The sequence below is a fragment of the Arthrobacter bambusae genome (assembly GCF_022606295.1).
GTDB lineage: Bacteria > Actinomycetota > Actinomycetes > Actinomycetales > Micrococcaceae > Arthrobacter > Arthrobacter bambusae_A.
The window spans coordinates 41,083-54,509 of the sequence record NZ_JAHHZS010000013.1 but is presented as its reverse complement, the minus strand read 5'-3'; the positions used below and the strand labels follow the sequence as shown (position 1 = coordinate 54,509).

Genomic DNA, 13,427 nt, shown 5'->3' with positions numbered 1-13,427 from the left:
TCTTCCCACAGCCGGTCTCTATTCAGCGGATTGGGGGGCGGACTCTCCGGAGCTGGAGTTGCTCGGCTGTGATCCAGAGGCCGTAGCCTGCGGACTTTTCGATCATGATCCGGCGGTCGAGCCCGTCCGCCGCTATCCATGCCGTGTCGCCGGACGGGGTGGCGTCTTCCACGAAGCCTGTCCTGACGAACATGCCTTCGCGCCTGACATCGACGACGGCGCCGACCAGCATGCTCCATTCCATGAAGGGATACGGGCGGTGGATTCCGGCAGCTTCCAGACCACCGGGTTCGTTCGCGGGCTCGTAGTACCGGGAATTCCCTTGCATGGGGGCCGGCCCTTTCTGTCGATTGGTGGCGGCCTTGTCCAAATCGTTGGTGGTCGCTGCGCTCGTCTTGTCCATTTCGTCGTTTTCCGGTTAGGGCGGACGGTTAGTTGCCATACCGGCCGCCCGCCCTATGGCCGGATCAGGCGTCAGCGGTGCTGGGATGCGGGGTGGGTTGGGTTTCCTGCCCCTCTCCGTTTTGGCGTGCTGCTTCCTTGCGTCCCCAGCCTCCAGGGAGGAGCGCAACGGAGATGATGGAGATGGCCGAGACGATCAGGAGGTAGACGACGATGGAGTCGCTGCTCTTGGTTGCGGCGAACAGCGCGGTGGCGATCGTGGGGGCGAACGCGGATCCGCAGATCTGGGAGATGGTGTATCCGACTGATGCTCCGGTGTAGCGGACTTCGCGGGAGAAGACCATGGAGAACAGCGACCCGGTGACGCCGGCGGCCGGTGCCATCGCCACGCCGAAGATCAGCACCACCGCCAGGACGAAGTTCGCCGCCACGCCGGTGTTGATCAGCATGAACGCGGGCCCGATGAGCACGCCCATGGCCACTGCCCCGATGAGGTACATCGTCTTGCGGCCGTACTTGTCCGACAGGGAGCCGAAGACCGGGTAGAGGACGACGGCGACGAGTCCGGCTAGGAAGACCCCGAGCAGGACGCTGGTGCGGTCGATCTGAGCTACCGCGGTGGAGTAGTTCACCAGGTAGGACATGGTGATGTAGGCGAAGACGCCCTGACTGAGGTACGTGCCGGCAACGAGGAAGATTTCCTTGGGGTGGCTGCGGAAGGCTTCCTTGATGGGGAGCTTGACGAGTTCCTGCTTTTCGCGGGCGGCGGTGAAGGCGGGGCTTTCGGCGATGGTGAGCCGGATGATCAGGCCGACGATGACCAGGACGGCGCTGACGAGGAAGGGCAATCGCCAGCCCCAGGTGATGAACTGGTCCCCGGGCAGCTGGGTTGCTCCGAGGAAGGCGACGGTGGCAAGGCTGGTTCCGGCGGGGGCGCCCATCTGCGGGAAGGCACCAAAGAAGCCCTTCTTGCCTTTAGGTGCGTGTTCGACGGCCATGAGTGTGGCGCCGCCCCATTCGCCGCCGACCATGAAGCCCTGAATGATGCGCAGCACGGTCAGCAGGATGGGGGCGGCGATGCCGATCTGGGCATACCCCGGCAGGAGTCCCATCAGGAACGTGGCGGCGCCCATGCCGACCAGGGAGATGATGAGCATCGTCTTCCGCCCGACCCGGTCACCGAAGTGCCCGAACACGATCCCCCCGAGAGGGCGGGCCAGGAACCCGACACCGAAGGTGGCAAAGGACAGCAGCGTGCCCATGAGCGGGCTCGCTTCCGGGAAGAACAGTTTGGGGAAGACCAGTGCGGCCGCTGTCCCGTAGATGAAGAAGTCGTAGTACTCGACGGTCGTGCCGATGAGGCTGGCCATGGCCACCTTCATGGGGCCGGTATGGCTGTCGGCCGGGGATGTCTTCGTTGACATTTGGGGTTCCTTGGAAGAGGTGGTGTTAGCGGACGGGGAGGGGTTGGGGGTGCTTTTTGGCGGCGTGCTGCAGGTCCAGGGCGACGTCGGTGATCATGTCTTCCTGGCCGCCGACGAGCTGGCGGCGGCCGACCTCGACGAGGATGTCCCGGGTGTCCAGGCCATAGCGGGCCGAGGCGCGTTCTGCGTGGCGCAGGAAGCTGGAGTACACGCCGGCGTAGCCGAGGGTGAGGGTTTCGCGGTCGACCTGGACGGGCCGGTCGTGCAGGGGCCGTACGAGATCTTCGGCTGCGTCTTGCAGGGCGAAGAGGTCTGCATTGTGTTCCCAGCCGTGCAGGGTGGCGACGGCGACGAAGGGTTCGACCGGGGTGTTGCCGGCTCCTGCGCCGTGGCCGGCGAGAGAGGCGTCCACGCGGTAGGCGCCTTCTTCGACGGCGACGACGGAGTTGGCGACGGCCAGGGAGAGGTTCTGGTGGGCGTGGATGCCGATTTCGGTTTCCGCCTTCAACACGTCGCGGTAGGCACGGACCCGCTGGCGGACTCCGTCCATGGTCAGGCCGCCGCCGGAGTCGGTGACGTAGACGCAGTGGGCGCCGTAGGATTCCATGAGCTTGGCCTGGGCGGCGAGCTTTTCCGGCTCGGACATGTGGGACATCATGAGAAATCCGGAGACGTCCATGCCCAGTTCGCGGGCGTAGGCGATGTGCTGGGCCGAGACGTCCGCTTCGGTGCAGTGGGTGGCGACCCGGACGGAGCGCACGCCGAGGTCGTAGGCCTGGCGGAGTTCTTTCAGGGTGCCGATGCCGGGCAGCAGCAGCGCGGTGAGCCGGGCGTTCTTGACGACCGAGGCGGCAGCTTCGATCCATTCCCAGTCGGTGTGGCTTCCGGGGCCATAGGTGAGGCTGCTGCCGGCGAGGCCGTCGCCGTGGGCTACTTCGATGGCGTCGACGCCGGCGGCGTCCAGTGCCGCGGCGATCCTGGCGACGTTCTCGGGGCTGAGGCGGTGGCGGACGGCATGCATGCCGTCGCGCAGGGTGACGTCCTGGATGAAGACGCGGGTGGGGGTCTGGCTCATGATGCTACTTCCTCTTTGGTGGTGACCAGCCGTTCGGCGACGCGGAGCGCGGCGGAGGTCATGATGTCCAGGTTTCCGGCGTATTCCGGGAGGTAGTGTGCGGCGCCTTCGACTTCGAGGAAGACGCTGACCCTCGTGTATTCTCCTGTTCCACGGCCTTCGGGAATGAGTCCGCTGACTTCGGCACCTTCGTTTTGGAACTGCACGGCCTGCTTGAGCCGGTAACCGGGGACGTAGCCGGCGACTTCGGTGACCCGGTCCCGGACGGCGGCGGCGACGCGGTCCTGTTCGGCGTCGGTGAGCCGGTCCACCAGGCACAGGACGGTGTCGCGCATGATCATGGGCGGTTCTGCCGGGTTGAGCACGATGATGGCCTTGCCCCTGGCCGCTCCCCCGACGGTGACGATGGCATCGGAGGTGGTCTCGGTGAATTCGTCGATGTTGGCGCGTGTCCCGGGTCCGGCGGACTTGGAGGAGATGGAGGCGACGATTTCGCCGTAGTGAACCGGTGTTTCGCTGTTGATGGCGGCGATGACCGGGATGGTGGCCTGTCCGCCGCAGGTGACCATGTTGACGTTGCCGGCGTCCAGGTGCTGTTCGAGGTTTACGGAGGGCACGACGTAGGGTCCGATGGCGGCCGGTGTGAGGTCTACCAGCTTCTTCCCGAAAGGAGCCAGTCCGGCGGCGTTGTGCCGGTGGGCCCCGGCTGAGGTGGCGTCGAAGATGACCTCGATATCCTCGAATTCCGGCATGGCGATGAGGCCTTCGACTCCTTCGGCTGTGGTGGCGATGCCGAGCCGGGATGCCCGGGCCAGACCGTCGGAGGCGGGATCGATACCGACCATGACGCCCATCTCCAGCTTGTCGGTCAGCCGCAAGATCTTGAACATGAGGTCGGTGCCGATGTTTCCTGAGCCGATGATGGCTGCTTTTGCGCTCATGAGAGCTCCTTAGTGACTGATGCGGTGACGGTGCCCAGCCCGCCGATGCGGGCTTCGACGATGTCGCCGGCGTTGAGGGGGGCCATGGGGCCGAGGGCGCCGGAGAGAACGATCTCCCCGGCCCGGAGGGGCCGGCCCAACGCGGCGGCGGTTTCCGCGACCCAGAGCAGGGCGTTGACGGGATCCCCGAGGCAGTCCGCCCCGGTCCCCATCGAGCCCTGTTGACCGTTGATGGTCATGATCATTTCCGCCCCGGCCGGGACGTAGCCGTTAAGTGTCGCCTTGCCTTGGCCGAGGACGAAGTAGGCGCTGGAGGCGTTGTCGGCCACCGTGTCGACGATGCCGATGTCCCATCCGGCGATGCGGCTGTCCACGATTTCAAGGGCCGGTGCGACGTAGTCCACGGCCGACAGGACCGAGTCTCGGTCGGTGGCGTCGACGTCGCGACCCATGATGAAGGCGATTTCCGCTTCGATGCGCGGAGCGATGAGTCTGTCGTACGGGATCTGTTCGTCCTCCCCCAACTGCATGTCCGAGAGCAGGACGCCGAAGTCGGGCTGGTCAACGCCGAGCTGGCGCTGGACGGCCGGGGCGGTCAGTCCGACTTTGCGTCCAATACGGCGGTTCCCGAGGCTGGTCCGGCTCTGGATCATCAGTTCCTGAACCTCGTAAGCCGAGTCCAGATCACCGTCGAGGAGATCACGCACGGGCTTGCAGGGGCGTGCTGTCTTCAGGGCGCCGAGAAGGGTGTTGGCGACGCTCCTGAGGCTCGCCGGCGACGTGCGCGCCGTAACCGCTCCGCCGTCCTTGGCGGGAGTGGGTTGGTGTGTCATGAGGTTGCTCTCTGTCGTGCAGCCCGTAGGCTGCGGCGAGAAAAGGGACATCACACGGTCTAGCATGCTAGACGTCTAGATCGTGTGGCGGGTTGGTTAGTTGTTGAGGGTTGCGGTGGTGACGCCGAAGCCGGCGATGTATTCACGGATCGGGCGGTAGTAGCTGTACTGGACGGTGTAGGGTCCGATGGCGCCGAGTGCTGCGTAGGCGGCGATCCAGGAGCGGACTTCGTGGGAGGAGTTCCCGGCGGTTTCGGTCATTTCCTGGGGCGTCCAGGCGTCGATGGGTGACAGGTCGCCGGAGGCGAGGATCTTCATCAGTTGGTGGTCCCATTCGGGGGCGAGGTCCTGGATGTCCGCTTCGCCGCGGGCGAAGGCGTCGGCGGTGTCGTAGACCCGCTGTTGCCGGGCGGCACGCGCTTCGGCCGTTTGATGGCCGTCGGCGCCGAGCAGCATCCTGCGTTGCGCTTCGGTGGCGGTTGCCAGCCGGGGCACCGGAGGATCGTGGGAGAGGCCTCCGGAGGCGATCAGCAGGACCTTCCGGTCCAGTGTCTTCAGGTATTCGCCGATGGCTTCGCCGAGGAGGCGGACGCGTTTGAGCGGGGTGAAGGGCGGGGCGACGGAGTTGATGAAGACCGGCACGATGGGCTTGGCTGTGATGTCCCCGTACATGAGCTCCATGGGCTGGACGGCGCCGTGGTCGACTTCCATTTTCAGGGAGATGGCGATGTCGATGCCGCGGTCGATCACAAACTGGGCGAGGCCTTCCGCGATGTCTTTCGGGACGTTCAGCGGTCCTGCCTGGCTTCCGTAGTCGCCGATGCTGACGGCGTCGTAGCCGATGCAGAATGGCGGCATGAGTTGGTAGAAGAAGCCGTTGTAGTGGTCGGGTCCGAGGTTGATGACCACGTCCGGGTCGTAGTCGTGGACGAAGCTGCGAGCGGCTTCGAAGGCGGCCTCGACTTCGGCTTTGATTTCGGGCCCGGGATCCCCGTGTTCCAGCAGCGGGCTGTGGGACATGGCTAGCAGTGCAACAGTCATGGCGGTCTCCTAGCCGTTCGCGTGTTCGGGGGTCAGTTCCGTGCCGGTGCAGGCGTCGAGGCTGAGCAGGAAGTCCAGGTGGATTTTGTTGAAGATTTCGGGTTGTTCGTACTGGGGCCAGTGGCCGGCGTTTTCGATGACGGCGAGGCGGCCGTTGGGGATGAGGCCCGCGATGCGGCGGCCTTCATCGACCGGGCCTGAGGGATCCTTGGTGGTCCAGACGACGAGGGCGGGCGCCTGGATAGAGCGCAGGTCATCATCGGTGAGCATGTTCCTGCGGCGGGTTTCCCGGTCCTGCAGTGCCATGTTGGCTTCGCACGCGCGCAGCCAGTCGGGCTGCTGGAAGATGGCCTGGCGGGTGCGGATGAGGTCATCGGTCACCATGGCGGGGTCGGCCATGAGCCATTCGAGCCTCGTCTTCACGCGCTCCCAGGACGGGTCCTTCGCAGCTTCCATGGAGAGTGTGTAGAGCCGTTCCATCACAACTGGGTTGGCCATCGTGCCACCCATGGTGTTCAGGACGATGCGTTCGACCCGTTCGGGGTACTCGATGGCGAAGCGTGCCGTGACCCAACCGCCGAGGGACTCGCCGGTGAAGTAGGCCTTTTCGACACCGATGGCGTCCAGGAAGTGGTTGACCTGGTCAATGTAGTGCCGGATTTCCAGCGCGTGTTCGGGCTTGCTGCTGTAGCCGTGGCCGATGAAGTCGATGGCGTAGACGTTGAAGTGCTCGGCGTGGGCTTTGAGGTTGCGGACGTAGGCTTCGGCGTGGCCGGTGATGCCGTGGAGCATCAGCAGGGTGGGCTTGGAGCTGTCGCCGGCGTGCAGGTAGCGGGTGCGGTAGGGGCCGGCCTGGAGGAAGCCCTGGCTGAATTCGACCTGGTTGAGGTCGGACCAGACGCTAGTGTACGTGCGTGAATTCACGGGTTTCTCCTACGTTTTCGGGGGTGGTCTGTTGGGTGTGGCCAAGGATGGCGTCCAGTGCGGTCCGGAGTTCGGTGCGGGCTGTCTCCACATCCCACACGGGGGCGCTTTGGCGCCAGGCGATGTAGCCGTCGGGGCGGACGAGCAGGGCGCCGGCCTCATGGATGCCGCGGACCTTGTGCCAGGCGCCGTAGGGGTCTTCTGCACCCTTTTCGCCGATGACGACTGTGCGCAGGAAGGGTTCATTCAGCTCCGCGGCGGCGGCTTCCCAGGCCCTGCCGGCGAGTCCGGTGACGAGGCTGAATTTGCCGTGGCCGGTGACGTCCAGGGTGGAGGTGCGGCTGCCGTTGGGGTCCACAAGCCAGGCGTGCGGGATTTTCGCTCCCGGCCGGGTGGTCGGCTGGACGTAGAGCTGCGGGTCTTTGGCCCACTGTTCCTCTCCCGCTGTCGGGTCGGGGATGACGGCGGCGGATTCGTAGCGCTGGTTGAGTTCCACGCCGTGGGCGTTGAATTCGTAGTTCTTCAGTTCCAGGGCTTCCTGCAGTTTCTGGCGCAGTTCGACGCCTTCCGGGGTCGGCGCGTGCAGCCGTGCCAGCCCTGCTTCGATGCTGTGTTCCTGGCCCGGGACGCGGAAGGTCTCGTTCAGGGGGCCGTAGTCCTTGCGGGACTGGTTGGCGCGGGCGACGATCTGCCGGCCGACGGGCGCGCGTTCGAGGGAATAGGAGTCCAGCAGGCTTTCCCCCGCGTAGCCCTTGATGACGTAGGCGAGTTTCCATGCGAGGTTGAAGGCGTCCTGCATGCAGGTGTTGGAACCCAGGCCGCTGCTCGGCGGATGGCGGTGCACGGCGTCTCCTCCGCAGAAGACCCGTCCGACGGAGAACTGGTTGGCGTGCTGCTGGTTCACGTACCAGGTGGACTTCGTCTGGACATCAACTTCAAGGTCCGGGTCGCCCACGAGGGTGCGGATTTTCGCCAGTACGGTGTCCTCGGAGAGGTCGGGTTCGCCGTCGGCCATGTTGAATCCCCAGCCGGCGATCCATTCGCCCCACGGACGCACGGCCCGCAGCAGCCCCATGCCGATTTCGCCGAAGCCGGCGACCGGGTTCATGATCCAGTGCAGGATGCTGGGGCGGTGGGCGACATACTTGCTCAGGTCCGCCTTAAAAAGGACATACGCCGTGCCGGCGCGGGCAAGCTGACCTTCGAAGGGCAGGCCGATGTCTTCGGCAATCTGGGAGCGGGCACCGTCGGCGCCGATCAGGTACCGGGCCCGCAGCGTGTAGTCCGTACCGGTCACGTGGTTCCGGAACGTCACGGTCACGCCGTCCCTGTCCTGGACGTGGGAGAGGTACTCGGTGTTGAAGGTGACCTGCGCCCCGCGTTCGCCGGCGTTCTTGAGCAGGATCGGTTCCATCAGCGGCTGTGGAACGTCGAGCATCGTGCACGGGCTGGCCTTCAGGTAATCCCCGTACCGCTCGTCCCCTGTCCCCCAGGTGCGGAGCCGGGCTATTTCCTGTCCCGCAAGGCTGGTGGTGAACAAGGTATCGCCCATGTCACCCCAGGGAACGGCGTACTTGGCGGCTTCTTCTTCCACACCCAGGTCCCGCAGTACCTCCACGGCCCGCTGGTTCGTGATGTGTGCGCGGGGAGTATTGGCGAGCCAGTTCCACCGCGAAAGCATGTGGACGCGCACCCCTTGGGTGGCCAGTGCCAGAGCCGCCGTGGCTCCGGTCGGGCCGGTGCCGACAATGAGCACATCCGTGTCGAATTCCAACTGAGTTTTCATCACACCTTCTAAGTCCAGGTTCCGGGACGGCATCATCCCGTCCGTGCACGAGCGGAGGTCATTCTCCGGCCGGGCCGAGTGCGTGGCCTCTACGCTTCCGCGGTGAAACGTGAGGTCCATCACTTGGAGCAAGCGTACTAGCATGCTAGATCGTTTGTAAAGGATCTTAGGTAACTTAAAGGCTTCACTGGCATGCTTGCACGCTTGCAGTCATGAATGTAATGTGGCTCACGTACTCGTGACGCAGATCATGCTGTGGTTGGGCCCACGTTGCCCGTCCAGACGCATCCTGACGGCGCTTTCTCCGATTCCCGAATGCAAGGAGCACAACGATGAGCTTGATGCAGGCCGCTCGGCTTCATGAAGTAGGCAAGCCTTTCCAGATCGACCGGGTTGAAATTCCCGAGCCGGGGCCGCGGGATGTGATCGTGGAGGTGAAGGCGTGCAACGTCGTGCCCAACCTGCGAAACGTCATCACGTCCTACCCCGAATGGTTCCCGTACCTCCCCCTGCCTGCGCTGCCGGCGATCTACGGGCTGGATGCCGCCGGGGTTGTGAGCAAGGTCGGATCCCAGGTCCGCAACGTCAAGCCTGGAGACCGCGTTTACATCAACCCGGGCCGCGATTCCGGTGACTCGCATGCCTCCCTGCGCGGGGAACGGATCAATGACCCGGCCTACACGTTCCAGGGATACTTCGGCTTCGGTGCCGGATCACAGGAAATCTTCGAGGACTACCCCCACGGCGGCTTCTGTGAATACATGAAGGCGCCCGCCGACGGCCTGGTGGTCCTGCCCGAAACAATCTCCTTCGAAGCGGCCTGCCGCTTCGGCTACATGGGCACATCATATTCGGCACTCCGCAAGGCCGGTGCCGGGGCCGGAACTTCCGTGCTGGTCAACGGCGGCACCGGAACCCTCGGGCTCGGCGCGGTACTGAACGCCCTGGCCATGGGCGCGACAAAGGTCTTCGCAATGGCCCGGGACCGTGAGCTCTTGGAGCGGGTCCGCCTCCTTGATCCCAAGCGCGTCCATGTCCTCTCCCATGGCGACCAGCCGGTGGGCGAATGGGTCAGGGAGAACACTGGCGGCCTGGGTGCTGACATCTTCATCGACGCCGTCGGCCCTGGAGCCCCCCACGAAATCACCATCGCCGGCATCGAAGCCCTGCGCCGCGGTGGCCGCATGGTCGACATCGGGGGCATGTCCGAGCCGCTTCCGCTGGAAATGTTCAAGCTCATGTGCTTCCAGATCAGCGTCATCGGCTCCCTCTGGTTCAGCGTCGCCGAAGGCCAGGACATGGCCGAAATGGCGAACGCCGGGACCCTGGACCTCTCGGTCTTCGAGCACGAGGTCTACCCGCTCTCTGAAGTCAATGAAGCCTTGGACGCAGTAGACAAGAGACGCGGCGGATTCACCAATGTCGTCGTAGCCCCCGGCTCCTAAGAACAGCCACACGTGGCCGCGGGCGATAGTCAGCGGCCACATCCTTACTCCACCAGCCAAGAACGGAAGACCAGAAATGGAACTCAACCCAGAACGCACGGCCGTCATCGCCGTCCACTGCCAGGGAGACATCGTCTCGGGCGACGGAGCCTTCGCCCCGTTCTTCCACGACCAGGTCGTCAGCAGAAACGTCATCAGCAAGATCGGCAATCTGCTCGACTCCGCCCGTGAATCCGGAATGACCGTGATCTACACCCGCGTCGCGTTCAAACCTGATTTCAGCGACCTCAACGCCAACTCGCCGCTGCTGAAAGTAGTCGAGCAAGCCGGCTGCCTGAAGGAGGGCACCGGCCTTGCCGAAATCGTCCCGGAACTGGCCCCCGGCGGCGAGGATGTCGTCATCACGCACCAACGCGTCGGCGGCTTCGTCCTGGAGCTCACCGCGATCCTGGAGGGGCGTGGCATCGACACCGTGGTCTTCGCGGGCGTTGCAACCAACGCATCGGTCGAAAGCTCTGCCCGGGTCGCCACGGACGCCGGCTACCGGGTCATCATCGCCGAAGATGCCTGCTCCGCCGCCACCCCTGAAGCCCACAAGGCCAGCATCGAATCCCTTGGCCTGCTGGCAGAGATCTCGACTACTGCCGAGATCGTCGGGGCATCCGCCCCGCAAACCGTTTAGATAAGCCGTGCCCGGCAGCCGCGTGCTCGCACCCGGCTGCCGGGCAAGCTCACAACCTTCCAACGAAAAATGCACATGCTAGCGTGCCAGTCGCAAAGAAACGGAACACCATGCGCGATACTGGACATATGGCACCGGAATCTTCAGCTCTGAATCAACGTTCGACCGGCACCGGCGGGCGGCTTCTCGGACGCATCTACGAAGCCATCCAGAACCGGCTACTCGTAGGTGACTACCCCGCCGGGTCAAAGCTCTCCGTGGAAGCCATCCGCGCGGAATTCGGCGTGAGCAAACAGCCCGTCATGGAAGCGCTCCGCCTGCTCTCTGCCGACGGACTCGTCGAGATTTTCCCGCAAATCGGCTGCGTCGTAACCGAGTATTCCCTTCAAGAGGTCGAGGACTTTTTCCGGATGTTCGCCGGCTTCGAATCCGTCATTGCTGCCGCAGCAGCCCAGCGGCGCACGGACGAGCACTTGGACGAGCTGTACCTCGCCGCCCGTCGGATGGACCGCCTGAACAACGAACCCGACCCTGCGGTCCGGGCACGTCAATACCGGATCCAAAACCGCAATTTCCACGAGATCATCCACCGAATGGCTCATTCCCGGGTCATGAGCAACATGAGCCGCCGCATGTGGGACCTCAGCGACTTCCTCATCAACACCACCGGAGCTCCCCAACCCTTCGGCTCGGCCATTGCCGAGCGCAATGAAGACCACGGCCGCATTATCAAAGCGCTCGAGGCCGGCGACGCCGCAACCGCCAAGGCAGAGATGGAACGACACATCCTGTCGACAGCAACCATCATCCAGCAGGCCAGGACCTCAGACGTCTCGTAGCCACAGGACAAGGACGTCAATTTTTTGTCCCCAAGGGCGCGTCACTTGCGTGCGACGGCTACGGCCTTTAACGCCAAAAGTTTCAAGACATCCTGAACCCGGCTGTTCCGTTTATTGGTTCTCAGCGATCCGTCCCGCAACCCTTGTCTTGCTGGACACACCCGGTCAGCCCAAAACCCGCCGATGATCCGCTGGCCGCTTCCGGTCATCCACGCCGGCTTGCCCACGGCCGGGCGTCCGCATTGGACAGCCATGATGGCAACCAAACGAGGACAGCCCGGAAGAAAGTCCGGATCCCACACACCTGGACCCTGTCGACGGATCGGACCCAAGAGCCCAAAGACGTTTCCGCTGACAGGAACGTCCAACGACACCGAGGATCCAGGCCGCGAAGTCATGTCGCCTGCAACAGAGAACTGCATGAAGCGGTGTCGGAGAACCCGTAGGAAGGGATCAAAATGCAGGTCGAAAAGCCGCGCGTGCACAAAGGTCTGCACGATGTGCACACCATCTTTGGCCGGACAAACACACGATGAGCGCACACTGCCTGGTTCGCAGAAGGCAGCCATCCCGAGATGATTCTCGAAGACAATTCGGCCTCGTCATGTCGTCACCACAAAACTTGACCATGAACGAGTGACGGCCAACAACCGGATACCGGAAACAGCAGAGAAGGACGACATATAACCTAGATTCCACAAAGCGGAGGGGCCACAAGCAAGGACCCTGAACCCGCCACCCACACAACCGAACAGGCCACCGCGGCGCCAAGCACAAGCCGCGGCCAACGTCCGAGGGACCCGCAGAATTCGCCCCGCCAGAATGTACACACGTTAAAGCAAAAACCCCCTCTGACGAGGGGGTATGCCGTGCCCGAGGTGGGACTCGAACCGCATTCCAACGCCTAAAAACAGAGGGAACTCCCGAAAACATAGGCAATCCGAGCCAGTCCGGCGTCAGTACGGCCCAGTCCGACGCCACAAGTGTTGACATTGTCAACACTTCCTTTTTACCCCCATTGAGCCTGCTCCCCGGCGAAACCAGGGGGTGCCTGAGCAATGGTCCGGGTTGTCAGGTCAGGCGATCTGGATCCGTTCGTCGCCGAGTTCAACCTCGACACGAAGCCGGCCACCGACCGCTTCAACATATTTCCGCAAGGTATCGACCTGGGCACGGTCAATGTCGCCGTGCTCAATGCGGGACACCCTGTTCTGGCTGACGTGCAGGCGCGCAGCCAGCTCGACCTGCGTCAGATCCGAGGCCTCGCGGAGCTCCCGAAGCCGGTAGGCCCGGACCTCATCGAGCAGATGCTTCTTGTGGGCCTCCACGGCAACCCGGTCGACAGGCCGCTTCGCCAGCATCTCTTCAATAGTCTTTGCCATTACGATCCTCCTTTCAGAATCCTCAGATGATCATCGAACAAATCATCCGCAATCGGGATATTCGTTTTGTACCACTTGCTCCAGTTACCGGCCTTGTCACCTGCGACAAGCAAAATCGCATGCCGTTCCGGGTCGAAGGCGAACAAGATCCGCAGCTCCGACCGGCCGCTCGACCCCGGCCGAAGTTCCTTCATGTTCTTGTGCCGCGAACGAACCACCGTGTCGACCAGCGGCCTGCCAAGGTGCGGACCACGCTCGGCAAGAAGTTCCAACGCGGCAATCACTTGCTCGTACGAGTCCTGATCGAGCCCGAGCAGCCACGGCTCCACGAAGTCGAGGTCAACATTCCACACCAAAGCCCATGATACAACCCACAGGGTATACAACTCAAGAGTTATATCACCGGGAGGCGCACGCATCCGTACGGCGGGATTGTCTTGCCAGAGGTCGACCGATCCCGCGATCGTATCGCCGATCCGTTCCATGGCGTCCCGGGCGGTAAGCACGTGCATCCCCTGGGACCAGATGTTGCAAGATCCAACGAACGCGCTGCGCACGTGGATCATCACCATTGGGATCACTTCCACCCCAGGCCTGAGCCTGGCGCGGTATCCGACGGCGGCCGCGTCTATCCAACGCCCAGTAGACCACAG

The 13,427-nt window shown here is 63.7% G+C and carries 13 protein-coding genes; 3 read left to right on the top strand and 10 right to left on the bottom strand.

The features are described from left to right. Positions 1 to 22: 22 nt before the first annotated feature. The 8 genes from KNN17_RS11010 to KNN17_RS10975 form a co-directional block, all read right to left on the bottom strand. Positions 23 to 403, bottom strand: coding sequence for a hypothetical protein (locus tag KNN17_RS11010; protein WP_241709036.1), 381 nt, complete (start codon positions 401 to 403; stop codon positions 23 to 25). A gap of 64 nt (positions 404 to 467) precedes the next feature. Further along, positions 468 to 1,826, bottom strand: coding sequence for an MFS transporter (locus KNN17_RS11005; protein ID WP_241709035.1), 1,359 nt, complete (start codon positions 1,824 to 1,826; stop codon positions 468 to 470). Between the two features lie 25 nt (positions 1,827 to 1,851). Beyond that, complete coding sequence (gene dmpG / locus KNN17_RS11000) at positions 1,852 to 2,901, bottom strand: 4-hydroxy-2-oxovalerate aldolase (protein ID WP_241709034.1); 1,050 nt, start codon at positions 2,899 to 2,901, stop codon at positions 1,852 to 1,854. After that, positions 2,898 to 3,842: an acetaldehyde dehydrogenase (acetylating) gene (locus tag KNN17_RS10995; RefSeq protein ID WP_241709033.1), complete on the bottom strand. Its 945-nt coding sequence runs from the start codon at positions 3,840 to 3,842 to the stop codon at positions 2,898 to 2,900. Before KNN17_RS10995 ends, dmpG begins: the two co-directional genes overlap by 4 nt. Beyond that, positions 3,839 to 4,675 (bottom strand): 2-keto-4-pentenoate hydratase, encoded by an 837-nt coding sequence (locus tag KNN17_RS10990; protein ID WP_241709032.1) that lies wholly within the window; start codon positions 4,673 to 4,675, stop codon positions 3,839 to 3,841. The genes KNN17_RS10995 and KNN17_RS10990 overlap by 4 nt, the downstream gene beginning before the upstream one ends. A gap of 96 nt (positions 4,676 to 4,771) precedes the next feature. Next, entirely contained in the window at positions 4,772 to 5,716 is a 945-nt protein-coding gene (locus KNN17_RS10985) for a 3-carboxyethylcatechol 2,3-dioxygenase (protein ID WP_241709031.1), read from the bottom strand. 9 nt (positions 5,717 to 5,725) lie between these two features. Beyond that, on the bottom strand, positions 5,726 to 6,640 hold the full coding sequence (locus KNN17_RS10980; RefSeq protein ID WP_241709029.1) for an alpha/beta fold hydrolase: 915 nt from the start codon (positions 6,638 to 6,640) through the stop codon (positions 5,726 to 5,728). Continuing rightward, complete coding sequence (locus KNN17_RS10975; RefSeq protein ID WP_241709028.1) at positions 6,618 to 8,426, bottom strand: FAD-dependent oxidoreductase; 1,809 nt, start codon at positions 8,424 to 8,426, stop codon at positions 6,618 to 6,620. The genes KNN17_RS10980 and KNN17_RS10975 overlap by 23 nt, the downstream gene beginning before the upstream one ends. Before the next feature lie 332 nt (positions 8,427 to 8,758). Between KNN17_RS10975 and KNN17_RS10970 the strand changes: the two genes are divergently transcribed. From KNN17_RS10970 to KNN17_RS10960, 3 genes are all read left to right on the top strand, one after another. Next, positions 8,759 to 9,871: an alcohol dehydrogenase catalytic domain-containing protein gene (locus KNN17_RS10970; RefSeq protein ID WP_241709026.1), complete on the top strand. Its 1,113-nt coding sequence runs from the start codon at positions 8,759 to 8,761 to the stop codon at positions 9,869 to 9,871. Positions 9,872 to 9,947: 76 nt separating this feature from the next. Then, positions 9,948 to 10,553: a cysteine hydrolase family protein gene (locus tag KNN17_RS10965; RefSeq protein WP_241709024.1), complete on the top strand. Its 606-nt coding sequence runs from the start codon at positions 9,948 to 9,950 to the stop codon at positions 10,551 to 10,553. Positions 10,554 to 10,681: 128 nt separating this feature from the next. After that, on the top strand, positions 10,682 to 11,392 hold the full coding sequence (locus tag KNN17_RS10960) for a GntR family transcriptional regulator (protein WP_241709022.1): 711 nt from the start codon (positions 10,682 to 10,684) through the stop codon (positions 11,390 to 11,392). A 1,076-nt stretch (positions 11,393 to 12,468) separates the two neighbouring features. On the opposite strand, the gene KNN17_RS10955 is transcribed toward KNN17_RS10960, so the two are convergent. Both KNN17_RS10955 and KNN17_RS10950 read right to left on the bottom strand, forming a co-directional pair. Further along, positions 12,469 to 12,774 (bottom strand): helix-turn-helix domain-containing protein, encoded by a 306-nt coding sequence (locus KNN17_RS10955; RefSeq protein ID WP_241709019.1) that lies wholly within the window; start codon positions 12,772 to 12,774, stop codon positions 12,469 to 12,471. Further along, positions 12,774 to 13,346 carry a type II toxin-antitoxin system RelE/ParE family toxin gene (locus tag KNN17_RS10950; protein WP_241709016.1) on the bottom strand — a complete coding sequence of 191 codons (573 nt, stop codon included), beginning with the start codon at positions 13,344 to 13,346 and terminating at the stop codon, positions 12,774 to 12,776. The genes KNN17_RS10955 and KNN17_RS10950 overlap by 1 nt, the downstream gene beginning before the upstream one ends. Between the last annotated feature and the right edge of the window lie 81 nt (positions 13,347 to 13,427).

Excerpts from the sequence above, each read along its gene's own strand:
- KNN17_RS10950 (WP_241709016.1), bottom strand. The coding sequence starts at position 13,346 with ATGGTGATGATCCACGTGCGCAGCGCGTTCGTTGGATCTTGCAACATC.
- KNN17_RS10955 (WP_241709019.1), bottom strand. The coding sequence starts at position 12,774 with ATGGCAAAGACTATTGAAGAGATGCTGGCGAAGCGGCCTGTCGACCGG.
- KNN17_RS11010 (WP_241709036.1), bottom strand. The coding sequence starts at position 403 with ATGGACAAGACGAGCGCAGCGACCACCAACGATTTGGACAAGGCCGCC.
- KNN17_RS10965 (WP_241709024.1), top strand. The coding sequence starts at position 9,948 with ATGGAACTCAACCCAGAACGCACGGCCGTCATCGCCGTCCACTGCCAG.
- KNN17_RS10990 (WP_241709032.1), bottom strand. The coding sequence starts at position 4,675 with ATGACACACCAACCCACTCCCGCCAAGGACGGCGGAGCGGTTACGGCG.
- KNN17_RS11005 (WP_241709035.1), bottom strand. The coding sequence starts at position 1,826 with ATGTCAACGAAGACATCCCCGGCCGACAGCCATACCGGCCCCATGAAG.
- dmpG (WP_241709034.1), bottom strand. The coding sequence starts at position 2,901 with ATGAGCCAGACCCCCACCCGCGTCTTCATCCAGGACGTCACCCTGCGC.
- KNN17_RS10975 (WP_241709028.1), bottom strand. The coding sequence starts at position 8,426 with ATGAAAACTCAGTTGGAATTCGACACGGATGTGCTCATTGTCGGCACC.
- KNN17_RS10970 (WP_241709026.1), top strand. The coding sequence starts at position 8,759 with ATGAGCTTGATGCAGGCCGCTCGGCTTCATGAAGTAGGCAAGCCTTTC.
- KNN17_RS10985 (WP_241709031.1), bottom strand. The coding sequence starts at position 5,716 with ATGACTGTTGCACTGCTAGCCATGTCCCACAGCCCGCTGCTGGAACAC.
- KNN17_RS10995 (WP_241709033.1), bottom strand. The coding sequence starts at position 3,842 with ATGAGCGCAAAAGCAGCCATCATCGGCTCAGGAAACATCGGCACCGAC.
- KNN17_RS10960 (WP_241709022.1), top strand. The coding sequence starts at position 10,682 with ATGGCACCGGAATCTTCAGCTCTGAATCAACGTTCGACCGGCACCGGC.